We start from the raw sequence: 26,446 nt of genomic DNA, 5'->3' as shown, positions 1-26,446 counted from the left end.
GCGTTTTCTTCACGCGAACCGGCATCCATTTCGCTTGAAAACGCTCTAGACCTTGCTGACGTCGATGATGGCCTGGGTGAAGGCCTGCGGCGCTTCCTGCGGCAGGTTGTGGCCGATGCCGCCGGTCAGGGTCCGATGCTCGTAATGCCCGGAGAACTTCTTGGCATAGGCCGCGGGCTCCGGATGCGGCGCGCCATTGGCGTCACCCTCCATCGTGATGGTCGGGATCGCGATCACAGGCGCCTGCGCCAGCGTCTTCTCGAACGCGTCGTACTTCGCCTCGCCTTCCGCGAGACCGAGCCGCCAGCGATAGTTGTGGATCACGATATCGACGTGATCGGGGTTCTCGAACGCCGTAGCGCTGCGGTCATAGGTGGCATCGTCGAACTTCCACTGCGGCGAGGCGAGCTGCCAGATCAGCTTGTTAAAGTCGTGCCGGTTCTTGCCATAGCCCTCACGGCCGCGCTCGGTCGCGAAATAGAACTGGTACCACCATTGCAGCTCGGCCTTCGGCGGCAGCGGCATCTTGCCGGCCGCCTGGCTGCCGATCAGATAGCCACTCACCGACACCATGGCCTTGCAGCGCTCCGGCCAGAGCACCGCCATGATGTTGGCGGTGCGCGCACCCCAGTCGTAGCCGCCGAGCACGGCCTTCTCGATCTTCAAGGCATCCATCAGCGCAATGATGTCGGCAGCGACCGCGACCGGTTGGCCGCTGCGCATCGTATCGCTCGCGAGGAATCGCGTCGTGCCGTAGCCGCGCAGATGCGGCACGATCACGCGATAGCCGGCCTCGGCCAGCACCGGCGCGACGTCGGCATAGCTGTGGATATCGTAGGGCCAGCCGTGCAGCAAGATCACTGCGGGACCCGACGCCGGGCCCATTTCGACATAACCGGTATCGAGCACGCCGGCATTGATCTGCTTGACCGGACCGATCGTGGTGTGGCCACCAGCCTTGACCGCCGGCAGCGCCGCCTTGGTCTGCGCCTCAGCCGATCCGATGAAGCCCAGCCTGGAAACGGCGAGCATCCCGCCGGCGATGCCAAGGAAGCAGCGGCGTTGCTGATTGATGGATTGGGACATGGCGATCTCCTTAAGTCTGGTGTCGGGACCGACTATCGCAGAGACCGCCCCCGTCCGCTTTCAGAGGACGTGGATTTGTCCTTCAGAGCGTCGTGATTTTGGCCCCACGCCGGCTGTGCTAGGTTCCGCCCCGGATTCAGCCGCCGGCCGCCGGACTCTTCGATTTGACCTACCATTTCAACGACTTGACCCTCGATTCCGGGCGCCGGGAACTGCGCCGCGGCGATGCCCTGGTGGCCGTCGAGCCGCAGGTCTTCGACTTGCTCGAGTTCCTGATCCGCGCCCGCGACCGCGTGGTCAGCCGGGACGAGGTGCTGGCGGCGGTCTGGCACGGGCGGATCGTCTCGGAAGCGACGCTGAGCAGCCGGGTCAATGCGGCACGAACCGCGATCGGCGACAATGGCGAGGAGCAACGGCTGATCCGCACCCTGCCCCGCAAAGGCCTCCGCTTTGTCGGCGATGTCAGGGAGGAGAGCGCGCCCGATCATCCGGCTGCGGACAAAGCCACCGCGTCACGTCCGAGCGAGGGTCCGTCGATCGCGGTGCTGCCGTTCACCAATATGAGCGGCGACCCCGAGCAGGATTATTTCGCCGACGGGATCGCCGAGGACATCACCACCGCGCTGGCGCGTTGCAGCCGCCTCACCGTGATCGCGCGCAACTCCGCCTTCACCTACAAGGGCAAGGCGGTCGACATCCGCCAGGTCGGGCGCGATCTCGGCGTCGGCTATGTGCTCGAAGGCAGCGTCCGCCGCGGCGGCGACCGCCTGCGCATCACCGGCCAGTTGATCGACGCCGTCTCCGGCGCGCATCTGTGGGCCGACCGCTTCGACGGCGCGGCGACCGACGTGTTCGACCTGCAGGACCGCATCACCGAGAACGTGGTCGGCGCGATCGAGCCGACCTTATTGGTCGCCGAAGCCGAGCGGGTACGGGCGGCGCCGCCGGACAGGCTCGATGCCTACGACCTGCTGCTGCGCGCCTATAGTCTGAGGTACGAGTTCACGCCCGAGAGCATGGTTGCCGCGCTCGATTGCCTCGACCAGGCGTTGGCGCTCGATCCGGCTTACGCGCCGGCGCTGGCGGCGTCGGCCTATTGCCATGCGATGCGTCATGTCCAGGGTTGGCTGAAGCCGAACGACGCCTACCGGGAACGCGCGGTCATGCAGGCCTGGCGCGCGGTCGAGCTCGCGCCCGGTGACCCGCAGGTGCTGTGGATGGCGGCGTTCGCGATCTGGAACATGGCCGACGAGATCGAACCCGCGCGCGAATTGTTCGAGCGGTCGCTGGCGATCAACCCGAACTCGGCGATGGCGCTCGTCCTCAGCGGCTGGATCGAGGCGATGCGCGGCAACCAGACGGCCGGCCGCGCCATGATCGAGCGCGCACAGCGGCTGAACCCGCGCGACCCGCGCGGCTGGTTCGCCTCAGCCGCGCTCGCAATCTGCGCGGTGCTCGACCAGAATTTTGCCGAAGCGGTGATGTGGGCCGACAAGGCCCTGGCGCAGAACCGCCGCTTCGCGGTGGCGCTGCGCGTCCTGATCGTGGCGCTGGTGAAGACCGGCGAGAGCGAGCGCGCGACCCAGATCGCGCGCGAACTGCTCAAGGTCGATCCGGAGTTCACGATCTCCGGATTCCTGGCGCGGATCCCCTTCCCGGTGGAAGCGATGTCCGCGATCTATCGCGAAACCCTGAAGGCAGCCGGCGTCCCGGACTGACATCGCTCTGAGGACGCTGCGATCGTGCACCCGTGGTGCGCCGCGCGGCTTGCTTGGCAGCATCGGCCTCAGTGCATCCCTCGTCGTCGAGTTCGTAGCGCATGATTCGGCCCGCTTCGGTCAAAGATTTGAATCATGGCACGGCAGTCAGGCTCAATGAGCCGTGCCGACGGGAGCGGTCGCGATGTGCCCGGAAGCGGACGCATAATGCCCACCTTGAGTTTTGCCGAGTTTGACCCGAAGCCGACATCACCGGTCACTCACTCATCATGCCGGCCCGCGAGCCAGAAGGCGGAGTCCGTTGACCTAGATCAACAGAGCTTCGCGACGTTTTGTCCTACCTAACCTCCGGCTCCCACATCTCGTCGACTCGGTTCACCCGGCAAGGCTAAGCGGAGGAAATATCTCATGAAATCTAGATTTGGACTTTTGCGTGTCTTGATGGCGAGCACTGCTGCCGTGGTAGTGACGACGATGCCTGCATCTGCCCAACAGCAGAAGCGACCCAACATCGTCATGCTAATGACGGACGACACCGGCTGGAACGACTTCGGTGCCTATTCGGGCGGTGGCGCTGCACTCGGCCATCCTACACCGAACATCGACAGGATCGCCAAGGAAGGCGCAACATTCACGAGCTGGTACGGTCAGGCGAGCTGTACCGCTGGCCGCTCCTCATTCATCACAGGGCGGATTCCCATCCGTTCGGCACTCTCGATCGTCGTGGCTCCGGGCGATGAGAACGCGATCAAGAAGGAGACGCCAACCATCGCAGAGTTCTTCCAGAAGAATGGATACTCAACCTACTTCTCGGGAAAATGGCACCTCGGCGACAAGCCTGAGTCCTATCCGATCGAGCATGGCTTCGATGAGATGAAGGAATTTGCCGCCTATTATCCTGGCGTCTATACTTATAGCGACACGTCCCGCTACTTCCATCCGTGGTTTCCTTCCTACAATCCCGAGATTGCCAAAGCCTATCTCGAGGTTGTGAACATGTTCGAGTGGGAAGGCGTGGCCGGTCAACCAGCGAGGAAAGTGGCCGAAATAGGCTACCACTATCTGAAGACTTTCGACACGCGGCAGGCGGACTCGGCGATCGAGTACGTCAAGAAGCATGCCAAGGACGACAAGCCGTTCTTCGTGGATGTGAATTTCATGAAGATGCACAACCCGACCAATCCCAACCCGAAGTTTGCCGGGAAATCACATCTTGGCGACTATTCCGACGCGCTGATGGAGCTTGACGACGACATCGGGCGGATCATGGATGAAATTCGCGCCGACGCGCCCAACACAATCGTCATTGTCACCGCGGACAACGGCGCCTGGCAGGACGCCTATCCCGATGCCGGCACCACGCCTTTCCGTGGTGAAAAAGGTACCGCGTTTGAAGCAGGCTGGCGCGTGCCGGGTCTGATGTGGTGGCCGGATCACATTCCAGCTAGTGCGAAATACGATGAAATGATGTCGCATATCGACTGCTGGGCGACGCTCGCCAAGATGGTAGGGCTCACCCCGCCGCCGCACGGCGCTTGGACCGACAACAACGGTAAGCCGATCTACTTCGACAGCATCGACAACAGCGAGTACGTCCTCGGTCGCGCCAAGCACTCGGCGCGCCGATCATGGGTCTATATCGACGGCGAGAACTTCATGGGAGCACGCGCGGATATCGCCGGCGATCCAAGCAACCCCGACATCAGCATCGCGTGGAAGTACTTGTGGACCGCGAAGGACACATGGCTTGGACCAGAACAAAACCTTGGTTCGATCGGCGCGCTCTATAATCTCACCATGGACCCGTTCGAAAAGTACGACATGGTGTTCAACGGCGCGATGTCGGCGCGCATGCCGACACAGTCGCCTGGCAAGTACGCAGGTCAGGACAACGGCTGGGCCGCGGCGCTCATCTTCCCGGTCGTGATGGAGTTCAACAAATCCATTGTCGACTTTCCGAACACGAAGCGTTCACCGGGTGGGGCTTCCAACGATTGGAGACCCGATCTCCAGCGACCCGACAATCCGGTGCCGCTCCTGGATATGAAGAAGCCGCCTAACGTGAGAAGCCTGGGCGGCGGCTAGCTGGCTAGACGAAAGACGCACTTCGACCAACGCCGATTTCGCAATCGGCGTCGGTCTTATAAGCGACGGGCTATGCTAACCCTCCACCATTTGGGGAGCAAAGCGATGAAGACAGCCTTCTTAGCGAGCATTCCTGCCCATCTAGAATACCAGGGTCGTCCATGCGCGCTGGTCCTTAGAGCCATCGGCCTCGTGCTGGCCGTGGTGCTCGGCTTCGCCCAAGACGCCGTTGCGCAACAAAATCTGGTGACAGCGATCGACATCGCGCTCGAACCCGACGCAACGATGCTTCAACACGCGAAGGACGCCAACGCGCGACTGCTCAAATCCTTTCCAAAGGGCTTTCCTCTGGATGAGACGCACCACCCGCACGTCACCATGCTACAGCAGTTCGTCCGCACCGAGGACCTCGACAAGGTATTTGCGGCGGCGAACGCGGTACTGGCCAAAGAGAGGCCCAAGGCGTGGGTGCTGAAGGCGTTCAAATACTACTACATCCCGTCTCCGCCGCTCGGACTCGCAGGGATAGTCGTCGAACCGACTGAAGACCTGCATCGGCTGCAAGATGAGCTCATCAAAGCCGTTGAACCCTACACCGTGAAGAACGGAACCCCGGCAGCATTCTTCAGCGAAGATGGCGGACGCGACATTCAGGAAGACTTGATCAGGTACGTCGCCAATTTCGTCACAGACGCGGCGGGCAAGCGGTTCAATCCGCACGTGACGATCGGCGTCGGAACGGAAACCTATCTAAACGAGATGTTGGCTGAGCCATTTCCATCCTTCACCTTCTCGGCGGCTGGCGCGTCGGTCTATCAGCTTGGCACTTTTGGCACAGCTCGCAAGGAACTCAAGGCGTTACCGCTGACGCCCTGAGCCGGTGAGCAAAATGACGCCTTCGAACATCTCAAAAAAATCCGCGGCTCTTGCAGAGCGTCGGCCTCGGTTGCGACGTTCATCGTTAGGAGAAAGCCGGTGAAGTTCGACGACCGTCCCCCTGAAATTGACCGTCGCGCTCTGGTTTCAAGCTTCGTCTTGTTACCGGTCCTGTCCACAACGCTGCTTTCCTCGCCTGTCCAAGGGCAGACGACGCCAAGCGACCAGCTTGCGTCATGGAACGAAGGCCCGGCGAAACAGTCGATCATCGACTTCGTGCGCGCCACCCGGCGACCGCGAAGCGATCACCAAGCTGTCGATGCATGACCTTGAGACAATTCTCGCCGCGCCCCTGACTGGCATGCCGGTCGAGGAATTTGAAGCCGGCGTCAAAAACTGGCTGGATACCGCATCAACACGAGATCGTTAATCGCGCAATCGATCTTAAATAACGTGCCTTCCATCGAAAAAGAGGAAAAGGGGTAGCGATTATTAGTCACGCGCTCAAGGCCAGTAACTCGATGAAAATAGGGTTTGATGGATGGCTGCCAAGGAAATTCTAGGAAAGCATTTGCCTGCAGTCGCCATCCTCGTGATCGCCGCGGTGATCGCGTGGGCTGCCATTATAGTGTTGCGCAACATGCCGCCGTTCACAATCGCCATGGCAACTGGACCCGAGGGAAGCGCTTATTACCAGTACGGTCAACGCTATCGCGAAGAACTCGCAAAGGCAGGCGTGGATGTGCGACTGGTGACCACTGCGGGCTCGCCGGAAAACATAGCTTTGCTGCAGGACCCACGTTCCGAGGTTAATGTGGGTTTTATCCGCGGCGGCACTGCTGGCGCAAGCGCTTCGCGCGAACTCGAATCGCTTGGGACAGTCTCCTATCAACCGTTGTGGCTTTTCCATAAGCGCGAGTTGCTGCTAGCGGACGGGTTCATGGGTCTGCGGGGCCGGAAGATATCAATTGGTCCCGTCGACAGCGGCACTCAAACACTATCGCTCGAACTGCTCAAACGTAACGGAATTGATGAACGGGTTAGCGAATTGCTGAACCTGGCTCCAGAGATAGCGGGCGAAAAGCTCATAGGCGGGGAGATCGACGCGATGCTAACGCTGAACTCTTGGGAATCACCCATTGTTCAGACGCTTCTCGCCGACGACCGCATCGAGATTACAAGTTTCCCACGTGCGGATGCGTATGTCGCGCTGTATCCTTATCTGAATAAGGTTGTGGTACCTAGGGGTGTGGGCAACCTGGCAAAGGATCTGCCACCAGCCGACGTTGTTCTGCTCGCGCCGAAAGCTAGTCTCGTCGTTCGCAAGGATCTGCATTCAGCAATTCAATACTTGCTGCTGAATGCGGCCGTGCAGATCCATTCGGGGCCCGGCATTTTTCAGCACGCTGCTCAATTCCCAGCCGCTCAATCTATCGACGTTCCCCTAAGCAGCGAGGCACATCGGTTTTACAAGTCTGGGCCGCCATTCCTGCAGAATTACCTTCCTTTTTGGATGGTTGAACTGGTCGGAAGGCTATTAGTACTGCTCATTCCACTTATCGGCTTGCTCTATCCGATTATAAGGTTTCTGCCGTCATTTTACGATTGGCTGATGCGAACAAAGATTTTTCGGCTGTACGGCGAGCTGAGATTTCTGGATGATACCATATCGAGCCCCGCCGAACGCGACACGGCTGCAATGATCGCGAAGCTCGATCAGCTTGAAGAACAAGCTGACAGTCTCAAGCTACCGGCCGCCTACGCGAGTATGCTGTATATGTTGCGAAATCACATCGATCTTGTGCGGGCCAAACTGCAAAAAAGGCTGACGAATTGACAAATGGCATCCTCCCGCCTTCGGCCCATCGCATCATGTTGCCCACCACGAGCTCGCACGCACCGATGAGGTGAATCAAATAGCCAGCCATGAGGTCTCCTATTGGCCCATCGGCGATCTCGGGAGATATCTGCTTTTCCGCCGCTGTTGCGGTCAAGCGGACATCAGGCGCCGACCGCTCAATGAGTATGCGGCTTATGTAGTGCTACTCCGGTCGCTTGGCCGCTCCAATGAAGCGAGCACTACAATCCCGGTGATCTCGCCGCCCATGCCTTGGTGGCCTGGCAGCTTTCCATCGCCCGGGCGTAGGCAGGGCGCGCCGTCGTGCGGGCGAGATAGTCCCGCTCGGTCGAACCAGGGACGTAGTTGCCGGTTCGCATGCCGAGCAGGAGGGCGTAGCTCACCGAGATATCGGCAGCAGTGAATCGGTCGCCGGCGAGATAGGGGCAATCCGCGAGGCGACGGACGACCAACCCCAGCCGGCTCTCGAAGGTCTCGAGAGCCCAGCAGGTCACCCGGGCATCTCGCTCGGCTTCGGGCGCCAGTTGGCGACCGACAATGACGGCGTTCATCGGCCCGGCGAGCCCGGCCTCCCCCAGGTGGAGAAATTGCAGATAGGAAGCGAAGGCGGGATCGCCAGGGGCGACGGCAAGCGAAGCTGAGCCGTGGCGAGCGAGCAGGTATTCAAGGATCGCGATCGACTCGACCATGATCGTCTCTCCGTCCTGCAGTACGGGAATGAAGCCGGCGGGGTTGATCGCGAGGAAATCGCGATCAATCTCGGCCGCGAGCAGATCGACCGGGCGCAGCCGATAAGCCAGTCCCAATTCCTCGAGCAGCCAGACAACACGGAAGCCACGACCTTCGCCATAGACGGTGAACATAGTTGAGCGTTCCTGGATTGGGCTAGATGAAGGAACTCGGGGTAAGGCAGCCGCGCAACGGACTATCGATGGCGCATCATGCACCCAAAGCCCGGCGCGTGCGGGCATTCTTGGTAATTTCTGAATATTAGAAATATACGCCTGAGTTGCCCGACATGTCAAGTTGCTTGGTCGAACGCCGACCGCCGCCGGCTACTTTGCATGGGGTTGTTTTCGATATTTTGGCAGCGCCCTACCCGCGGCTCTGACCGCGCTACATGTTGTCGATGACAGCGGCACTGCCCTCGGAAGACGTGCCGGCGGACGCAGCGGCAGCCATGATCGCCGGGATGATGCCGTCGACGCGATCAACCACGATCGGACGGATCAGGTGGCTGCTGTGAAGGAACCCAACGCGTTGCAGGTGGTCGAGCATAGCCAGCATGGGATCCCAAAAGCCCTTGATGTTGGCAAAGACCATGGGCTTCCGGTGTTGCCCGAGCTGGGCCCAGGTCATGACCTCGATGATCTCTTCCACCGTGCCGATGCCGCCGGGCAGCGCCACGAACGCGTCCGAACGTTCAAACATCTTGTGCTTACGTTCGTGCATTGTCTCGGTAACCGTCAAATCATCGAAGATGGCCAGCGCATCCGTCGTGGACTCGCGGTTGGTGAGAAAGCGCGGAATGATGGCACCGACCTTGCCGCCGGATTGCAGCACCCCGCGTGCGACCGCACCCATGACACCATTGGTTCCGCCACCGAAGATCAGCTCCAATCTTGCCGCTGCAAGATCCCTGCCGAAGCGTTCGCCCGCTTCGACAAAGGCAACATCGTTGCCTGGCGAGGAACCACAATAGACACAGACGGAACGTATCGTATTCATACTGAACCTTTGCACGCTAGCCCGCTCCACCGGGCTCGAGCGCCTCGCCGAGTTCGAGCGGATGCGCCATGGTCTGGTGCAGCGCGTCCTTGTCGAGCTCGCCCTCGGAGAGGCTGATGACAACGCAGGCGACGCCGTTGCCGATCAGGTTGGTCAGCGCGCGGCACTCGCTCATGAACTTGTCGATGCCGACCAGGATGGCGATCGACTGGATCGGAATATCCGGCACGATCGACAGCGTCGCGGCGAGCGTGATGAAGCCCGCGCCGGTGACACCGGAGGCGCCCTTCGAGGTGATCATGGCGATGCCGAGGATGCCGAGCTCCTGCCAGATCGTCAGATGGGTGTTGGTGGCCTGCGCCAGGAACAGCGTCGCCAGCGTCATGTAGATGTTGGTGCCGTCGAGATTGAAGCTGTAGCCGGTCGGCACCACGAGGCCGACCACCGAGCGCGAAGCGCCGAGATGCTCCATCTTCTGGATCATCTGCGGCAGCACCGTCTCCGACGACGAGGTGCCGAGCACGATCAGGAGCTCGTCCTTGATATAGGCGATGAAGCGGATGATCGAGAAGCCCGCCAGCCGCGCGATCGCGCCCAGCACGATCAGCACGAACAGGATGCTGGTGAGATAGAAGGTGGCGATCAGCGCCGCCAGATTCACCAGCGAGCCGAGGCCGTAGGCGCCGACCGTGAAGGCCATCGCGCCAAACGCACCGAGTGGCGCGACGCGGACGATCATCCGGATGATGCCGAAGAACATCTTGGACGCCTTGTCGATCGCCTCGGCGATCGGCTCGCCGGACTTGCCCATCAGGGCAATGGCAAACCCCGAGAGGATCGAGATCAGCAGCACCTGCAGCAGGTCGCCGCGCGCCAGCGCCCCGAAGAAGCTGTCGGGGATGATCGCCATCAAATGGGCGACGATGCCCTGCTCCTTCGCCTGCGTGACGTAGGTGGAGACGGACTTCGGATCGATCGTCGAAGGGTCAATATTGAAGCCGCGACCGGGCTGCAGCAGCTCGCCGATCAGAAGGCCGACCGCGAGCGCGACCGTCGACACCGCCTCGAAATAGATCAGCGCCTTCAGCCCGACCCGGCCGACGCGCTTGAGGTCGCCCATCGAAGAGATACCGTGCACCACGGTGCAGAAGATCACCGGCGCAATCATCATCTTGATCAACGCGATGAAGCCGTCGCCGAGCGGCTTCAACTGCTTGCCGAGGCCGGGATAGAAATGACCGATCAGGACGCCGGCAGCGATCGCGATCAACACCTGGATGTAGAGGATCTTGTACCAGGGCTGATGTCGGTGATGGGCGGCGGGCTTGATCGCGTCTGTGGTCATGAGGTGCCCCGGGCTGGAATGAACTCATCTGGTGATGCCATCTTGGCGGAGCCGCGCGCAAGCGACAATGGCCATTCGCGCCGGCGCGCGTGCACACGAATCTGTCATAGACTACGGCCGGCTCGCATCCGGAGGCTGAGATGGAATTCACCGCACTGTTTCTCGCCATCACCATCGCCATGCTGGTGGCCTGGCGTGGCCCGCGTCCCCTCGCGATCGGATTGTTCGCGGTGATCCTGGTCGCCTGCGTCGCGACCTTGCTGCACCACGCCACCGACCATCTCACCCTGTCGTTCTGAGGGCAGACATGACCGACACCCAGGCTGTGACCCTCAATGCCCTCGCACTCTATGGCCTCGCGCTGTTGCTGGCCGCAGCTTTTGCAGCGCAGCTGCTGTTGCACGAGCTGCCCTGCCCGCTCTGTTTGCTGCAGCGCATCCTTTTCGCCCTGCTGGCGATCGGACCGATCCTGAACATCCGCTTCGGACCGCGGCCGAGCCACTATGCCCTGTCGCTGCTGACGGCCGTCCTCGGCGCCTCGGTCTCGACCCGGCAGGTCCTGCTGCACATCCTACCCGGCGACGCCGGCTATGGGTCCGCTCTGCTCGGCTATCATTATTATTCGTGGGCGCTGATCGGATTCATCGCGGCGATCGTCCTGCTCGCCGCGATGCTGCTGTTCGACCGCCAGTTCGACCACCGCGCGGCGCCGGGCACTTCGCCCGGCAAATTCGCGCAAGGCGCCGTTTGGCTGGTTGTCGGGCTGACGGCGCTGAACGTACTCTCCACCCTGCTCGAATGCGGCCTTGCCGCCTGCGCCGACAATCCGCTCGTCTATGAGTTGCTGAAGCAGGCGAGTTAGGGGCGCTTCGGAATATTCAATCCACGTTCCACCGCCGGCCGCTTGAGACCGCGCTCCAGCCAGGCCGCGACATGGGTGAACTGGTCGAATTCGACGAGTTCGCGCGCGCCGTAGAAGCCGATCAGATTGCGCACCCAGCCGATCATCGAGATGTCGGCGATGCTGTATTCATCGTCCATGAACCATTGCCGTCCGGCGAGATGCGACTGCATCACGCCGAGCAGGCGCGCGGATTCGGCGACATAGCGCTGCAGCGGCCGCTTGTCCTCATAATCCTTGCCGGCGAATTTGTGGAAGAAGCCGACCTGGCCGAACATCGGTCCGATGCCGCCCATCTGGAAATGCACCCACTGGATCGCCTGATAGCGGCGCGCGGCGTCCGCCGGCAACAGCTTGCCGGTCTTCTCGGCGAGATATTGCAGGATCGCGCCGGACTCGAACAGCGGCAGCGGCTTGCCGCCGGGACCGTTTGGATCGAGGATTGCCGGGATCTTGCCGTTCGGGTTCAGCGACAGGAACTCCGGCGTGTTCTGGTCGTCCTTGTTGAAGTCGACGAGATGGACCTCATAGGGCAGCCCGATCTCCTCGAGCATGATCGAGACCTTCACGCCGTTCGGCGTCGGCAGCGAATAGAGCTGCAGGCGGTCCGGATGCTGGGCGGGCCAGCGTTTTGTGATGGGAAAGGCTGACAGATCGGTCATGTCGACATTCTTTGCACGGTTGTTGTTGGGTGGCTAATGTACGGAGCTCATTGAAAGCCGCAAGGTCTGCAACCGGCCATGAACGATCAACAGACAGAGGCAACGCTCGGCCCCTCCGACGACGAACTCGCGACACATCCGACCGTGTTTGCGGCAGACGCGTTGGCCGGTCAGGTGGTCGTCGTATCCGGCGGCGCCGGCGGCATCGGCCGCGCCATCGCATGGCTGTTCGCCCGGCTCGGCGCACATGTCGTGATCGCAGGACGCAGTGCCGACAAGCTCGATGCGCTGGTCGATCGTCTCGGCCGTCGGGGCCTGAAGGCGTCGGCGCACGTTGTCGATATCAGGGATCCCGACGTGGTCACCGCGATGTTCGACGCGCTGTGGACCGCGCATGGCCACGTCGACCATCTGGTCAACAGCGCCGGCGGCCAGTTCCCGCAAGCCGCGATCGATTTCTCGATCAAGGGCTGGAACGCGGTCATCAACACCAACCTCAACGGCACCTGGTACATGATGCAGGCCGCGGCGCAGCGCTGGCGCGACCGCAAGCATCCCGGCAGCATCGTGAATATCGTCGTGGTCACGACGCACGGCCTCTACGGCATCGCGCACACGATCGCCGCGCGCTCCGGCGTGATCGGCCTGTCGCGCGCGCTCGCGGTCGAATGGGCGTCGCTGAACATCCGCATCAATTGCATCGCGCCGGGCGCGATCGAGACCGAGGGCTGGAACGTCTACAGCGAGGCGGCGCGCGCCGCCTATCCACGCTCCAACCCGATGATGCGTCCGGGCACGCCCTGGGACATCGCGGAGGCCGCGGTCTATCTCGCCGCGCCCTCCGGCAAGTTCATCACCGGCGAGACGCTGACCGTCGACGGCGGCGGCCAGCATTGGGGCGAGACCTGGACGACCGGCAAACCCGACTACTTCAAGGGCGACGAATAACGCACGCATACGCCGCCCGCCGCTCCCTCGATTATTTGCCGTCGTCGAAGCTGACGATGACGGCCGCGTTCGCGATCAGGATCGGGTCGTTGCCGAGATCCGACGGAATCTCGAGCCCGCCCGCGATCGCCTTCACGGTCTTGGTGCCATAGGGCAATTCCCTGGCGACGGCTTCGGTATCGACCGCTTCAGGATTGGGCACCGCTATCGTGACGTCGACGAACATGTCGTTGGCGGTCTTGCCGAGCATGCGGAAGAAGCCGAGGCTGGAATGGCGGATCGCATCCGAGACCGCGCGCTTGGCGGCCTTGGTGGCGTCGCGGCCGTGGACGTCGACGCCCATGCCCATTTCGGTGATACAGCGCACGCGTGTCATGAAGCTTTCCTGTTGTCGTTGGCGTGAGAGACCTTCATTCCTTCGCCCCCGGCACGCGCGGCGTCAAGCCGGGTCCCTCGCCTCGCTGACGTTGTCGTGATCGCCGCGCGCCAGCATCCATGCCGCAAGACCGGCGAGGATCGCCGCCGCAACCACCATGACGCAGGCCGCGCTCCAGCCCCATGCCGAAACGACCGCGCCGACTGCGATCGGTGCGGTCACCTGACCGAAATTGCTGCCCGTCATCAACAGCCCCATCATGACCGGCACCATCGCCGCCGAACGCGCCGCCGCGGGTGCGGTCGCGAGCAACGTCGCCGGGATCAGGCCGCCGGTCGCGGAGAACAGCAGGCACAGAACGAATGCGCCCGATCCGCCGAGCACCGGCAGGAAGATGCCGAGCGCGGACGCGCCCATCACGACTGCCGCAACTGCGATCAACCCAGGCCGGCTCACGCTGCGCGCGAGCAGATTGCCGGCGGCGAGATTGCCGACGACGTTGGCGGCCGCGGCCAGCGCACTGAGCCCGCCGGCGCTCTGGCTGGAGACGCCGAGCCGCTCGGTCAATAGGATCGGCAGGAAGCTGAACACCGCAAAGAACATCAGGCTGTAGAGCCCAAACAGCACCATCAGAAGCGCCGGCGTGCGGCGCCGCGCCAGCGCGGTTGCCTCTTGCATCAGGCCGCTCCGCGCCGGACCGGTCCGCGATACCACCTCAGGCACGATGACGCTGGCGAGCACGAACAGCAGGGCGGCAAAGGCAGCGCTGGCCCACCAGATCGCGCGCCAGCCGTTGAACATCGGACCGGCGACCAGCGCCAGCGCGATCCCGAACGGGATCACGCAACTCCACACCGCCATGGTGATGTCGCGCGCACCGACATCGACCACGCGATTGAGCAATGCAGGGGCGGAAACCATCACCAGCAGGAAGCCGAGCCCTTCCAGCAGGCGCGATCCCAGCAGCACCGCGAGCTGCGGCGCGAGCGCGCCCGAAGCCGCACCGAGCGTGATCGCCGCAAGCCCGCACAGCAGCACCCTGCGCGCGCCGACCGCGGCGATCACGACGCCGGCCGGAACGCTGCCGATGAGCCCGAGCACCGCAAAGATGCCGGCGATTGTTCCGACCGCGGCGAGGTCGATGCCGAGGTCTTGTTGCAGCATCGCCGCCGCAATCGGCACCTTGCCGACCTGGAGCGCGGCGCCGGTCCCGCAACCGGTCACGACGGCGACCGTCGCCCATCGCTTGGCCTCGCTCTGCGGCACCACGGCCGTCTCGATCGTCATGCGTCCACTCCGCCAGTTCAGCCACCACAGATAGCGGTTCCAGATCATCGACAGGAGTGATATGTTTTGCATCCATTTGATCGATTTCGTAGATCATGCTCGATAACCTCACGCTCGACCAGATCCGGGTCTTCGTCACCATCGCCGAGAGCGGCAGCTTTCGCGCCGCCGCGACCAAACTGGCGCGGGTGCAGTCCGCGGTCAGCCATGCCATTGCCAATCTCGAGGCCGAGCTCGGCCTCATGCTATTCGACCGCTCCGGCCATCGCCCGGCGCTGACGGCGGAGGGCAAGGCGGTGCTCGGCAACGCCCGCGACCTGCTGCTCCGGGTAGATGCGATGCGAGCGCGCGCGCACGGCCTCGGCGAGGGAGTGGAATCGGAACTCTCGCTGGTGGTCGACACGCTGTTTCCGACCGCCGCGGTCGGTGCAGCGCTGACGGAAATGCGCTCAGCCTATCCGTCCGTGAGCGTGCGGCTCGCGGTCGAACCGATGGGCGGGCCGATCGCCGCCCTGACCGAACGGCGCAGCGCGCTCGCGGTCACGGTCGGCGAGGATTTTCGCGATCCCCGCCTCACGCTCGAGGCGATCTGCGCCGTGCAGATCATAGCCGTCGCCTCCGCAGGCCATCCGCTCGCGCGGCGCGGCCGCAAGAGCGTCGCCGACCTCGCCGATCATCTGCAGATCGTGCTGTCGGATCCGACGCCGCTGTCGGAGGGCCGCAGCTTCGGCGTGCTCTCGCCGCAGATTTGCCGGGTGAGCAATCAGGACACCAAGCACGCCATGATCCTGGCCGGACTCGGCTGGGGCCGGCTGCCGCTCTGGCAGGTCGCGCGCGATTTGAAAGAGCGCCGTCTGATGCGGGTCGAAACCGGCGCACTCGGCCGCAACGCCGCGCTCGCGATGGAGGCCTATCTCGCCCACCGGCTCGACGAACCGCTCGGCCCCGCCGCGCGCGCGTTTGCCGATGCACTGACGCGGATCGCCGCGCGCAGCAGCGCACCGGCGAACAAGACGAAGGTACGCAGGCAGCGCTGAAGTTCTCTCGGCGCGATCATTTCCCTTGTTGACATCGACCATGACGAGGCGTATGTCCCGCAACCTTCGCGAGCGCTGTCGCTCGCGATCAAACATGAGCACGATGATGCAACACGGATTTGAAAAATTCCGCAGACTGTCGAACGGCCTTCGGCCGAACGATAGCGTGTGCCCGGCTCATGGGAGCGATCTCGCATAATGCGAGGTCGACAGTCCGCCTTAAACGGACCCTCCCGAGCCAGCCGCTCCGGAGGGTTTTTTGTTGTCCGAAGCACGGCTCATTCGAATTGCCCGGCGCAAGCCGGAACGGGAGACCCGGATCCCGGGGCTCGCGCGGAAACGCGCGTGCCCAAGCGCGCGGGGCCTGCCGGAGGGAACAAGGCGATGAGCCGGACACCGATGGCAGAGTGAACTCCAAGGAGTTCGCAAACGGCGGCGCGTCGAGCGCCGCGACGAAATTTTCAATTCGGTTTGCCGCATTGTGCGGCTCAACCGACGCTGGTGGTGAAGATGTCGGATACTTCGCTCGACCGGAAAGAGCGGGTTCGAATCCCGCCTGTGACACACGCACCGGGATGCGGCTTGGCAAAGGTCCGCACGCGGCCCGGCGCAGTTTCTCGTCCGCAAGGCGAGACGCTGCGTTGTCGTCACTGACACCGATATCGCCCGTTCCCCAGCGTACCCATCAATGGCCGGCGCATGGCGCCGGTCTGGCGGTGGTGAAGATGTCTGTTACTTCGTGGTAAGGCGCTCCGGTGCCGAGCGGGTTCGAGGCCCGCACACCGAAAGGCGGTTCGCCCGCAAGGGCAGCAACGGCATTGCTTGTTCCCCGCCAACCCCCTCCACGCCCCGTGGTGAAGATCGCTGTTACATCGTCTGTGAAACGAGAGGTCGCGGGTTCGAATCCCGCCCGGCGTCATGTGCGCCGGTAGCTCAGCGGTAGAGCGCTTCCCGATCGGCAGGGTAAGCTGCCGGCTGGGGTCTCAGCAATCGCATGTTCCCGGGTCGTGGTCTTCGATCGTCGGCATGGTGTCCTCGCAAACGCTTTCCGTTTGCGCGGACGTCGTGCCGACAGCCGGTGGTGGAGAGTGCTGTTACTTCGGATCGCCAGTTGAGGGTTCGATGCCCTCCGGACCATGTGTCCGCCGCTCGATGGTCGAGCGAGCGAAGCCCGCAAGGGCAGTACAGTCTCGCTTGTTCCCCGGCACTACCTTCCAATCCATACTCACCCAGAAAGGAGGCCATCATGGCCACGATCAACAAGATCATGCGCGCCTTCACCCGTGAGGGAGCGCGCGGCAAGCGCTTCACGCCCGAGATGGAGCTGCGGCGCGCGCTGCTGAACTGCCTCCTGTGGGAGAACCAGTTCTACGAGGACGGCGTCGCGATCGCCGATCGCATCAAGGCGCTGGTGCCGAAGGTCGAGCCTGCGCGCGTGGCGGAGCTTGCCATCGCCGCCCGCGAGACCATGAAGCTGCGGCATGCGCCGTTGCTCGTGGTCCGCGAGATGGCGCGGCACGCGACGCACCGCACGCTGGTCGCCGACACGTTGGCTCGCGTGATCCAGCGGCCGGACGAGATGACCGAGCTGCTTGCGATCTACTGGGCGGAAGCGCTCGGCCCGCAGCAGCAGCGCAAGTGTCAGCCGGTCTCGGCGCAGATCAAGAAGGGGCTGGCGCGGGCGCTCACCAGGTTCGACGCCTACCAGCTCGCGAAGTACGATCGCGACGGCGCGGTGCGGATCAAGGACGTGCTGTTCCCGGTTCACGCCAAGCCGAAGGACGCCGCACAGGAGAAGGTGTGGAAGCAGCTCGTCGACGGCGAGCTGGCCTCGCCCGACACCTGGGAGGTTTCGCTTTCGTCCGGCAAGGACAAGCGTGAGACCTTCGAGCGGCTGATCGCCGAGAACAGGCTTGGCGGGCTGGCGCTGCTGCGCAACCTGCGCCTGATGCAGAAGGCGGAGGTGCCGCGCCGGACCATTGCGGACGCGATCGAGGCGATGCGGACGGATCGTATCCTGCCCTACCGCTTCATCACGGCGGCGCGTCATGCGCCGGACTTCGAGCCCGAGCTCGAGGCCGCGATGCTGAAGTCGGTCAAGGACTACGCGCGGCTGGACGGCCGCACGCGGCTCCTGATCGACGTGTCGGGATCGATGTTCACGCCGCTCTCGGCCCAGTCCGAGATGACGCGGGCGGAAGCGGCCTGCGGACTTGCGATCCTCGCCCGCGAGGTCTGCGACGAGGTGGAGATCTTCACGTTCAGCAATGAGGTCGTGAAGCTGCCGCCGCGCCGCGGCTTCGCGCTGCGCGATGCGATCATCGGCTCGCAGCCGCATGGCGGGACGTATCTCGGCAAGGCGGTGACGGAGATCGACCGCAAGGGCGATCGCCTGGTCGTCTTCACCGACGAGCAGAGCCACGACCAGGTGCCCGCGCCCAAGGGACGCGGATACATCTTCAACGTGGCGTCCTACCAGCACGGCGTCGGACACGGCCCGTGGACGCGGGTCGACGGCTTCTCGGAGGCCGTGATCGCCTGGATCGCGGCGTCGGAAGCGACTGCACACTGACGTCTGCATCAACAACGGGCCCGGACGCGCGATGCGCGCCCGGGCTCCATGCCTTTCGGCGCGACCGCCGCGAAAGACAGCGCGCGATCCCGCCTCAATCCTCGATCTCGCCGCTGCGGATCGCGAGCCGGATCGCCTGCGCCGTCGTCGCGACGCCAAGGCGAAGCCGGGCCCGCCGCAAATGGTTCTCGATCGTCCGCTCCGAAAGCCCGAGCGAGGCCGCGATATCGGCCTGACGCCGGCCGGCGGCGATCCAGCGCAACACCTCGCGCTCGCGCGGCGACAGGCTCGACGCGCCGTTCGCCTCGCGCGCTTCCAATAGCCGGCGCGCGGCGCGAAAGGCTGCGGTGCCGATCATCGTCAGGGCCACACGCGCCCGCGCCGACGCGTCGATCCGCGTTCCGGCAAAGCTCATCGCACCTTCAAGGCCGCTCCGCCCGAACACCGGGACCTGCAATCCGTGGAAACCGGGCCCGCGCGGCGTGCGCACCACGCGGTATTTCTCGCCACGCGCCGACATCACCTTGGTCCAGAAAAACGCCTCATCCACATTGAGGAAATTGCGCGTTACCGGACAATGCCGGACATAGGTCTCGGCATCGACCGTCACGCCCTTGCCGAACCAGTCGCCCTCGACCCAGTAAATCCTGTCGACCAGATCCTCACGCGAAGGGGATGCCGAGAACATCACGAAGCGGTCGTAGCCGAGCGGCACGCTCGCCGACCGCACGGCCGCCTGGATCGCGGACAAGCTCCCGCTGCCTTCGATCGCAACCACGGCTTCGATGTAGTGGTCCATGCGGATGCCATCGTATCCCGGGAAATCCCGTCGAGCGCGACCCTGCCCGTTGAGGACTTTCCCTCAAGCCAGGTGGACCTGCAAGACGCGCAACGTTGTCCGGCCGCGGACGGCGTGGCGGGTTCGCCGCGCCGTCTCGAGCCCGGCCGATGGCTTCAACGCCCGCCAAGCGTATCGAGCAAGGCCTTGGCCGCCGCCTTGCCGACATTGTTGGCGGCGAAGGGACTGTCTCCGGTGATCAGCTTGCGATCCTGATGCGTCTTGCCGGTGATGTCCTTGTTCAGGATCTCGACGCCGAGCGCCTGCAGCTCCTCGCCGAAGGCCCAGGTCAGCGCACCCGGCACGTAACCGATGTCGGGCGTCGTCCGATCGATGGCATCGGGGAATGCGCAGATCTTGTAACCCTTGAAAGGATAATCGCCCTTGGCTTCGCCGACCGCGGACGCCAGCAGCGCCGCCGGGCCATGGCAAAGCGAAACGATATGCTTGTCGTTGTCGAGCGCCCATTTCAGGATAGCCTTGACGTCGAGGCTCTCGGGAAGACCGATCAGCGCACCATGGCCGCCGGGAATGAACACCGCGATGTAGTCGGAATCCTTGCCGAGCTTGTTTTCGATCACGTCGGAGAGTTTCAGCGGCTGCTTCAGCCTGCCGAGATACTTCTGGTAGATGCTCTTGACCGCGTCGTCCTGGTTCGGGAACGCCCAGAGCTCAAACTTGACCGGATTGCCCGACACGGTCGCGATGTCGAATTCGAAGCCCGCCTTGTCGAGGTGATACATCGGCAACAAGGTTTCGACCGGATGGTTGCCGGTGGAGAACATCGTGCCGTTCTGCAACAGCAGATAGCGCTCGTCCGCCGCGATCATCAGGATTTTCCAGCGGCCACCCTTGTAGGCATTGGGATAGTCCGCGCCGGAGAGATCCGACTTGGCCGAAGTGAATTGCCCAAGCGAATAAGGCGACGGAAAGAAGGCGTTGTTCTCCGCCGGATCGGCTACCGGACGCTTGTCCTGGGATTGCTCGGTCATCGGGATATCCTCTCTCATCGTGTTGCGGTCCGGCAAAGCTAAGCACGCCGCGTGCAATCACGAATGAGGGATTTCCCTCAATGCGTCACGGGATGGAAGAATTTGACGCCAGTCCGGCGCGGCATGAGGGAACCCATCACGACGTCGAGAGGCCTCGCGCCTGCTGCCCGCCATTTCGCTCTGGTTCATCTCCGCGGACGGATAGTGCGCGCGACCAATCCCGGTCTCGCAAGGAGCCGCGCACCATGCCGATCAGCCGCCGGCGAGCGCTGACGTTCGCCTCGCTTTTTGTGGCGAGCCCGCTGCTCCGCACCGAAGGCCGCGCCGAACCGGCGCCCGCCGCCGGAGCCGCGACCTTCGACATGGCCACCTTCACAGCCACCTCTGGCGGCGATGCCGACGCGGCCTTTGCCAAGGCGCTAACTGCCGTCGCCAAGGCAGCGGCTGACGCAAGCAAGGCCGGGCCGGTTCACATCGTCCTCAATCTGGAGAAGAACGCCAGCTACCGGATCAAGCGGCCGCTCGCGTTCCGGCAATTGCACGGCTTCGAGCTCAACGGCAATGGCGCACTGTTGATCAACACGGCGCGCGGTGGGACCTTCGTGATCTCCGGCTGCAACCGCCTCACCATCCGCGATCTCACCATCGATTACGACCCGCTTCCCTTCACCCAGGGAACGATCACCGCCTTCGACAAGCCGGCAGTCGACATCACGGTGAAGGTCGATCCCGGCTATCCCGATGATGCCGCACTGCTGGCCGCCTTCACCGATGGCTTCTTCAAGGTGATGGATCGCCGCAACCGGGCGCTGAAGACCGGCGCCAGGGATTTCCTCTCCCCGGCCCATGCCACGCGGCTCAGCGACGGCCAGATCAAGGTGCATCTGCGGTGGGGCGCGAACGATCGTTTCCCGAGCCAGCTGCCGATCACGGCCGGTGACGTCGTCATTATCGCAAACAGCGGCGCGCACGCCATCGCCGTAGACTCCAGCGTCGCTACCAGCCTGATCGACGTGAAGGTGCTGGCCTCGCCAGGCATGGGCATCATCGAGAATGGCGGCGAAGGCTCGATGATGCTGCAGAAAGTCTCGGTCGTTCCGGGACCCCGGCCGAGGGGCGCGACGACCGATCGCCTGATCTCAACCAATTCCGACGGTTCGCACTTCACCGCGGTCGCGCGCGGTCCGACCATGGAGGATTGCAGTTTCGCCAACACCTCCGACGACGCCGTCAACGTGCACGGCTTCTACTACTACGTGGTGGCGAAGACCGCGCCGCGGCGATTTCTGCTCAGCCCGAAATGGGACGTCGGGCTTGCGGCCGGCGACGATGTCGAGAGCTGCGATCACGCGACGTTTCGCTCGCTCGGGCGCGGCAAGGTCGAGCAATTGACCAAGCGCCACGCGCCAGAGCTGAAGGCGAAGATCGCCCAAATCTGGAAAGGCAGGAGCCCGACCACCCAGCCGGACCTGATCTACGACGTGGTCATGCAACAGGACCTGCCGCTCAAGACCGGCGATTCCATCACCTCGCTGACGCATATCGGATCCGGCGCGACCGTGCTGCGCTGCAATTTCCACGCCTGCGGCCGCGTGCTGATGAAGGCGCCGAATGCCATCGTCGAGAACTGCCAGTTCACGTTCTCGACCGGGGTCGCGCTACAGGCGGGAAGCGACATCGGCTTCTGGTCGGAGTCCGGATTTGCCGAGAACCTCGTGTTCCGCAACAACCGCTTCAGCCACTGCGTCAACGGCGCCAATGAGCTGACCAGCGGCAGCGGCACGCTCGGCACCATCTATGTCGGCATGGTGCCGCCGGAAGGCGCTAAGGGATTTCAGGACAATTTCCAGAACCGGCGCGTCATCATCGAAGGCAATCACATCGACGATTCCTACATCTACGCGATCTTCGTCAGCAATGCCGACGGCGTCAAAATCGCCGGCAACGTAATCGGTCAGACATTTCTGCGCGGCGGCGCGTTCGGGGCCGGCGACTTCTTCCACGTCAAGCCCGCCAGCGCGATCTTCGTCGGCCGCGCCAGGAACGTCGAGATCAGCAACAATGTCGCCGCGCACGGCCGGATCGCGACCAATGCCGTCGCGATCGATCCCAGCTGCGACAAGCGCACGGTGCATCTCGCCGGCAACAGGCTGGCCTGAGCGAGCACAACGCCGCTCAGGGCGTCATGCCGAGAGCCCGCCACATCGCGCGGATGATCCGGAACGAGCGGGCGTCGCCGACGAGGCCGCGCTGCATCCGGTTCATCGCATAGGCGAATGTCATCCGGGCATCGGTATCGACGAGCACGAACGACCCGCCGCCGCCCGACCAGAACAGCGTGTTGGGATTCGGCGGCACCAGGCTGAGGATCGGGCTCGGCAGACCGAAACCGAGGCCGAAGCGGACGGAGATGCCACGCATCACGAGGTCCGGGCCGTCGATCTGTACCTCCAGCGCCTTGCGGCAGCCGGCCTCCGACATGATCCGCTGCCCTTTCGCGGTGCCGCCGGTCGCAAGGATGGTCTGGATGGCGGCGATCGATCGCGCGTTGCCGTGACCGTTCACTGCCGGGATCTCGGCGCCGCGCCAGGCGCGGGTGCGGGTCGACGGCACGTCGGTGCGGGTGTCGCTGAACGTGATCTTCTGGATGGTCGTCATCTCGATATCGGTCGCAGCCGCCGACGGCAGGAACGGCACCAGATCGGCGACGCGATGGTCTTCCGATGCCGGCAGACCGATCCAGAAATCCGCATTCAAGGGAGCCGCGATCTCTTCGCGAAACACCGTGCCGAGCGTCTTGCCGGTAATGCGACGAACGACTTCTCCGATCAGGAAACCGAAGCTGTAGACGTGATAGCCGGACGCGGTGCCCGGCTCCCACAGCGGCACTTGGGCGGCAAGCGTCGAGGTCGCCTTGTCCCAGTCATAGAAGTCCTCGCCGCTGATCGCTGGATGCCAGCCCGAGAGGCCGGCCGAGTGGCTCATCAATTGCGCCACGGTGATGGCGGCCTTGCCGCCGGCTGCGAATTCCGGCCAGTAGCGCGCCACTGGTGCCGCGAAGTCGAGCTCGCCGCGGTCGGCGAGCCACAACGCGGTCAGCGCGGTCATGGTCTTGGTGATCGAATAGACGTTGACGATGGTGTCGCGCGTCCAGGGCCGCAGCTCGGCCTCGTCGGCAAAACCGCCCCACAGATCGACCACGGTCTCGCCCTCGATCGTGGCGCAGAACGATGCGCCGAGTTCCTCCCCGTCGGCGAAATTGACCTCGAACGCCTCGCGCGCCGCCGAAAATCGCGCGTCGGCAAATCCGTCTGATGTCGCAACTGCCATGGCTGTACTCCCCGCTCCGTCCCCAGGCTTTGAGGGAGGCGGGACATACGCGGTGAGAGGCGCGCCTGACAATTCTTGAACTGAACTGTTTCGTCCCCATCTATTTGAGTAGAGACTTTCCCCTTCAATCCAGGCCTACCCCTGCTTCTGCACCACCGTGATATGCAGACGGCGGCGGATCTCCATGCGCTGGCGGCGGTAGAGCGCGATCGCCGAGGCGTTGCCGGTGAAGACGTGCAGGAACGGAAGTTCGCCGCGCGCCACGATCTGGCGGCCGACCGCCGACAGCAGCGCCTGCGCATAGCCGTGGCCGCGATGGTCCGGATGCACGCAGACCGCGGTCATCTCTGTATAATTGCCCGGCTTCATCCGTTCCCCGGTCATCGCGACCAGCTCGCCGCCAACGCGGATGCCGAAAAAGTTGCCGAGCTCATGCGTCCGCGCGCTGAACGGTCCGGGTTTTGTCATTTCCGTCAACGCCATCATCGCGGGAACGTCGGCGACGCCGAGCCTGACGATCTCGACGCCTGGCAGAGAAAACTCCGCCGGTGTGCCGATCATCTGCTCACCGGTCTCGGCCAGCAGCACCTTGAACTCCGGCGGCACCGGGACAGGATCGGGCGTGAACAGCACCGCGATATCAGGTCCCGACAGCAGCGCGCCGAGCGCGGCAAAGCTCTCGGGCGACATATCGGCCATGTCGGCGAAGGGGGCGATCGCGACCGGAAAGCGCCGGGCCTCGGCGCCGCCTTCCGCAAGGTCGCGTTGCCGCGTGGTCAGCGCGCTCCAGATTGGGCGATCAAGCGGATGGATCGGCGGGACTTCGGACATGCGGCGCTTCGCTCCTGATTTTCCTCGAACAGAGCAAGAAGCGCCGATAAAATCCAGCGTGGCGTGATGTCGTTGCGGCTCACAATCACGCCAGCAGGATTTCTTCGCCGTGCCGGACCGATCCTTAAGCCACCTTCAGGCAGAGCTCAGTCCCGCCCTTGAGCGGCAGCGTGATCGACACGAAGCCATTCTTGGGATCGCGCACGAACTCCAGGAAATCCGCCTCGGCATTGTCGTTCATGACATAGCCGCCGACGCGAAGCTGCGGAGCAACGATCTCGATCACCTGGCGGGCGAGTGTCGGCCCCTTGTCACCCGGCCAGCCGTCGATCAGGATGAAGTCGACGGGACCACCGAGATCGCGCAGCGTCTGGCGCGCATCGCCCTCGCGGATCTCGGCGTAGTCGGCGAGGCCGGCCTCGGCAAGATTGTGCTTCGCGGTTGCGACCTTGGCCGGCACGATCTCCGAGCCGATCACCGTGCCGCTGCCATTGTCGCGCATCGCGGCGGCGAAATACAGCGTCGACATTCCGACTGACGTCGCGAACTCGGCGACGCGTTTGGCGCGCAGGCCGCGGCACAACAGGTAGATCAATTCGCCCTGCTCCGGGTGGATCGAGAAGCCCTGCTCGGCGTAGTCGTTCGGATCGCGGCTGCCGCTCTGCATCGGATTGCCCCTCACGGGCGTCCGGCGCGTGGCCTGCAGCCGCTCGATGACGGCAGCGACGCGGACATCGGCAATCGCGCTGTGCGGTTCAGCGTTGTACATGAAGGGTCTCCTTTGCTGCGACCGCGTCATTGCTGCAGGATTTCAGCGGCAGCACGGTCGAGGATCTTCGCGATGCGGCGCGCCTCGGCGGCATCGCAGCCGCGCTTCTGGCGCAGCGCGCTCTTCAGGGCGTGGCGGGCGCGGTGGACATCGTCGGACGCTCCGCTATCCAGATCGCTGACGCCGGCGAAGGCTTCGCGCACCTCCTCCATGCGGCCGCCGATCCGCGACAGTGCCGCGAGAATGGTGTCTGCGGTGGCGTGGTTCTCGGCGAGATGCGCCTTGCCCTGCTCGGTGATGTTGTAGAGCTTGCGCGCGGCGTCCTGGGTGACGCTGGCATGGCCGATCTCCTCGAGAAAGGTCAGCGCCGGATAGATCACGCCCGGGCTCGGGCTGTAGAAGCCGTCCGACCGCTCCTCGATCTTCTTGATCAGCTCGTAGCCATGCGCCGGCTGCTCGCCGAGCAGCGCCAGGATCACGAGTTGTAGATCCTGCGACGAGAGCCGCCGCGATCCCGGAAAGTCGCCGCCACCCCGCCCGAAGAAGCCATGTCCGCCGCGGCCAAAGCGATGGCCACCTCGGCCGTGCCGCCCCGCGGCGAAAAACCCAAACCGGAAGCCATCATCGTCCCGGCCGCCAAACATCGATCGTCTCATTGTGACTTCCTTACTTAAAACATATCTTACGATATATCTACAGATGAATGAAATGGCGACAACCCACGTTTTCGTGAGCTCCCCGGACGAAGCAGCGGCCGGAACCGGCCCGGGACTGGCGGGCGCACCGCGGGCTTGCTCGTGTTCACGCGGCTGGCATATGGCTTTGAAGCCCTCTAGCCCCTCCGACTCGTGCGCCCAAGAACCTTCGAAGCTCATTGCCTGCGCCTGCCCGCCGCCACCAAGGTGGTGCAATGGGAGGGCACGTCGGTGTTCAAAGTCGGTGGCAAGATGTTCGCACTGGCCGGCGGCTTCGTCGCGAGCACCGGCGGGTTCATGTTCAAGACCTCGAACATGGCCTATCAGCTTCTGATCGAGCAGGGCCTGGCGCGGCCGGCGCCGTATCTGGCGCGCGCCAAATGGGTGCAGTTGATCGGCAACGACGCCCTGCCCGACGCCGAGCTCAAGGCCTATCTCGACCAGGCGCATGCGCTGATCGCAGCCAAGCTGACACGGAAGTCGCGCAAGGCGCTCGGCCTCGACTGATCGGC

Annotated in this window: 25 protein-coding genes; 12 read left to right on the top strand and 13 right to left on the bottom strand. The window is 63.7% G+C overall.

Features of this window, described 5'->3' with window-relative positions:
- Positions 1-45: 45 nt before the first annotated feature.
- Positions 46-1,086 carry an alpha/beta fold hydrolase gene (locus tag ACE103_RS18495; RefSeq protein ID WP_375780607.1) on the bottom strand — a complete coding sequence of 347 codons (1,041 nt, stop codon included), beginning with the start codon at positions 1,084-1,086 and terminating at the stop codon, positions 46-48.
- Positions 1,087-1,250: 164 nt separating this feature from the next.
- On the opposite strand from ACE103_RS18495, the gene ACE103_RS18490 reads away from it, so the two are divergent.
- The 5 genes from ACE103_RS18490 (at position 1,251) to ACE103_RS18470 (ending at position 7,602) form a co-directional block, all read left to right on the top strand.
- The gene (locus tag ACE103_RS18490; protein WP_375780606.1) at positions 1,251-2,804 is read left to right on the top strand and encodes a winged helix-turn-helix domain-containing protein; all 1,554 of its coding nucleotides are present in this window, start codon (positions 1,251-1,253) and stop codon (positions 2,802-2,804) included.
- Positions 2,805-3,212: 408 nt separating this feature from the next.
- Complete coding sequence (locus ACE103_RS18485) at positions 3,213-4,889, top strand: arylsulfatase (RefSeq protein WP_375780605.1); 1,677 nt, start codon at positions 3,213-3,215, stop codon at positions 4,887-4,889.
- 105 nt (positions 4,890-4,994) lie between these two features.
- A complete protein-coding gene (locus ACE103_RS18480; RefSeq protein WP_375780604.1) occupies positions 4,995-5,765 on the top strand; it encodes a 2'-5' RNA ligase family protein in 771 nt (256 codons plus the stop codon).
- 99 nt (positions 5,766-5,864) lie between these two features.
- On the top strand, positions 5,865-6,092 hold the full coding sequence (locus tag ACE103_RS18475; protein ID WP_375780603.1) for a hypothetical protein: 228 nt from the start codon (positions 5,865-5,867) through the stop codon (positions 6,090-6,092).
- A gap of 214 nt (positions 6,093-6,306) precedes the next feature.
- Complete coding sequence (locus tag ACE103_RS18470) at positions 6,307-7,602, top strand: TAXI family TRAP transporter solute-binding subunit (RefSeq protein ID WP_375780602.1); 1,296 nt, start codon at positions 6,307-6,309, stop codon at positions 7,600-7,602.
- Positions 7,603-7,844: 242 nt separating this feature from the next.
- Here the strand turns inward: ACE103_RS18470 and ACE103_RS18465 are convergent, their stop codons facing one another.
- The 3 genes from ACE103_RS18465 to ACE103_RS18455 form a co-directional block, all read right to left on the bottom strand.
- Positions 7,845-8,486: a glutathione S-transferase family protein gene (locus ACE103_RS18465; protein WP_375780601.1), complete on the bottom strand. Its 642-nt coding sequence runs from the start codon at positions 8,484-8,486 to the stop codon at positions 7,845-7,847.
- Between the two features lie 253 nt (positions 8,487-8,739).
- Positions 8,740-9,351: a TIGR00730 family Rossman fold protein gene (locus ACE103_RS18460; RefSeq protein WP_223972723.1), complete on the bottom strand. Its 612-nt coding sequence runs from the start codon at positions 9,349-9,351 to the stop codon at positions 8,740-8,742.
- 16 nt (positions 9,352-9,367) lie between these two features.
- Positions 9,368-10,696 carry a dicarboxylate/amino acid:cation symporter gene (locus tag ACE103_RS18455; protein WP_375780600.1) on the bottom strand — a complete coding sequence of 443 codons (1,329 nt, stop codon included), beginning with the start codon at positions 10,694-10,696 and terminating at the stop codon, positions 9,368-9,370.
- A gap of 140 nt (positions 10,697-10,836) precedes the next feature.
- Between ACE103_RS18455 and ACE103_RS18450 the strand changes: the two genes are divergently transcribed.
- Both ACE103_RS18450 and ACE103_RS18445 read left to right on the top strand, forming a co-directional pair.
- Positions 10,837-10,995 carry a DUF5993 family protein gene (locus ACE103_RS18450; protein WP_375780599.1) on the top strand — a complete coding sequence of 53 codons (159 nt, stop codon included), beginning with the start codon at positions 10,837-10,839 and terminating at the stop codon, positions 10,993-10,995.
- Between the two features lie 8 nt (positions 10,996-11,003).
- Entirely contained in the window at positions 11,004-11,558 is a 555-nt protein-coding gene (locus ACE103_RS18445; protein WP_375780598.1) for a disulfide bond formation protein B, read from the top strand.
- On the opposite strand, the gene ACE103_RS18440 is transcribed toward ACE103_RS18445, so the two are convergent.
- Positions 11,555-12,259, bottom strand: coding sequence for a glutathione S-transferase family protein (locus ACE103_RS18440; protein WP_375780597.1), 705 nt, complete (start codon positions 12,257-12,259; stop codon positions 11,555-11,557). The two genes, ACE103_RS18445 and ACE103_RS18440, sit on opposite strands and share 4 nt — an antisense overlap.
- Positions 12,260-12,337: 78 nt before the next feature.
- On the opposite strand from ACE103_RS18440, the gene ACE103_RS18435 reads away from it, so the two are divergent.
- Complete coding sequence (locus ACE103_RS18435; protein WP_375780596.1) at positions 12,338-13,207, top strand: SDR family oxidoreductase; 870 nt, start codon at positions 12,338-12,340, stop codon at positions 13,205-13,207.
- Positions 13,208-13,238: 31 nt separating this feature from the next.
- Here ACE103_RS18435 and ACE103_RS18430 read toward each other — a convergent pair whose 3' ends face one another.
- Both ACE103_RS18430 and ACE103_RS18425 read right to left on the bottom strand, forming a co-directional pair.
- A complete protein-coding gene (locus tag ACE103_RS18430; protein ID WP_212014469.1) occupies positions 13,239-13,583 on the bottom strand; it encodes a Lin0512 family protein in 345 nt (114 codons plus the stop codon).
- Between the two features lie 63 nt (positions 13,584-13,646).
- Positions 13,647-14,942 (bottom strand): CynX/NimT family MFS transporter, encoded by a 1,296-nt coding sequence (locus ACE103_RS18425; RefSeq protein ID WP_375780595.1) that lies wholly within the window; start codon positions 14,940-14,942, stop codon positions 13,647-13,649.
- A 23-nt stretch (positions 14,943-14,965) separates the two neighbouring features.
- On the opposite strand from ACE103_RS18425, the gene ACE103_RS18420 reads away from it, so the two are divergent.
- Both ACE103_RS18420 and ACE103_RS18415 read left to right on the top strand, forming a co-directional pair.
- Positions 14,966-15,907 carry a LysR family transcriptional regulator gene (locus ACE103_RS18420; RefSeq protein ID WP_375780594.1) on the top strand — a complete coding sequence of 314 codons (942 nt, stop codon included), beginning with the start codon at positions 14,966-14,968 and terminating at the stop codon, positions 15,905-15,907.
- Positions 15,908-17,153: 1,246 nt separating this feature from the next.
- Positions 17,154-18,479, top strand: a complete 1,326-nt coding sequence (locus tag ACE103_RS18415; RefSeq protein ID WP_375780593.1) for a TROVE domain-containing protein — start codon at positions 17,154-17,156, stop codon at positions 18,477-18,479.
- Between the two features lie 94 nt (positions 18,480-18,573).
- Here the strand turns inward: ACE103_RS18415 and ACE103_RS18410 are convergent, their stop codons facing one another.
- Positions 18,574-19,278, bottom strand: coding sequence for a PA1136 family autoinducer-binding transcriptional regulator (locus tag ACE103_RS18410; protein WP_375780592.1), 705 nt, complete (start codon positions 19,276-19,278; stop codon positions 18,574-18,576).
- 155 nt (positions 19,279-19,433) lie between these two features.
- Positions 19,434-20,309, bottom strand: coding sequence for a glyoxalase III HchA (gene hchA, locus ACE103_RS18405; protein WP_375780591.1), 876 nt, complete (start codon positions 20,307-20,309; stop codon positions 19,434-19,436).
- Positions 20,310-20,554: 245 nt separating this feature from the next.
- Here hchA and ACE103_RS18400 point away from each other — a divergent pair, with 245 nt between their 5' ends.
- Positions 20,555-22,468, top strand: a complete 1,914-nt coding sequence (locus ACE103_RS18400; protein WP_375780590.1) for a right-handed parallel beta-helix repeat-containing protein — start codon at positions 20,555-20,557, stop codon at positions 22,466-22,468.
- Positions 22,469-22,484: 16 nt separating this feature from the next.
- Here the strand turns inward: ACE103_RS18400 and ACE103_RS18395 are convergent, their stop codons facing one another.
- The 4 genes from ACE103_RS18395 to ACE103_RS18380 form a co-directional block, all read right to left on the bottom strand.
- Positions 22,485-23,639 carry a serine hydrolase domain-containing protein gene (locus ACE103_RS18395; protein ID WP_375780589.1) on the bottom strand — a complete coding sequence of 385 codons (1,155 nt, stop codon included), beginning with the start codon at positions 23,637-23,639 and terminating at the stop codon, positions 22,485-22,487.
- A gap of 135 nt (positions 23,640-23,774) precedes the next feature.
- Positions 23,775-24,470: a GNAT family N-acetyltransferase gene (locus tag ACE103_RS18390; protein WP_375780588.1), complete on the bottom strand. Its 696-nt coding sequence runs from the start codon at positions 24,468-24,470 to the stop codon at positions 23,775-23,777.
- A gap of 124 nt (positions 24,471-24,594) precedes the next feature.
- A complete protein-coding gene (locus ACE103_RS18385; RefSeq protein ID WP_375780587.1) occupies positions 24,595-25,239 on the bottom strand; it encodes an O-methyltransferase in 645 nt (214 codons plus the stop codon).
- A gap of 26 nt (positions 25,240-25,265) precedes the next feature.
- The gene (locus ACE103_RS18380; RefSeq protein ID WP_375781140.1) at positions 25,266-25,883 is read right to left on the bottom strand and encodes a PadR family transcriptional regulator; all 618 of its coding nucleotides are present in this window, start codon (positions 25,881-25,883) and stop codon (positions 25,266-25,268) included.
- A gap of 204 nt (positions 25,884-26,087) precedes the next feature.
- Between ACE103_RS18380 and ACE103_RS18375 the strand changes: the two genes are divergently transcribed.
- The gene (locus ACE103_RS18375; protein WP_375780586.1) at positions 26,088-26,441 is read left to right on the top strand and encodes an MmcQ/YjbR family DNA-binding protein; all 354 of its coding nucleotides are present in this window, start codon (positions 26,088-26,090) and stop codon (positions 26,439-26,441) included.
- The last annotated feature ends 5 nt before the right edge of the window (positions 26,442-26,446 follow it).

Origin of the sequence: Bradyrhizobium sp. ma5 (assembly GCF_042258955.1) — a bacterium.
Classification (GTDB): Bacteria; Pseudomonadota; Alphaproteobacteria; order Rhizobiales; family Xanthobacteraceae; genus Bradyrhizobium.
The sequence above is the reverse complement of the archived record's forward strand: the minus strand, read 5'-3'. Positions and strand labels throughout refer to the sequence as shown.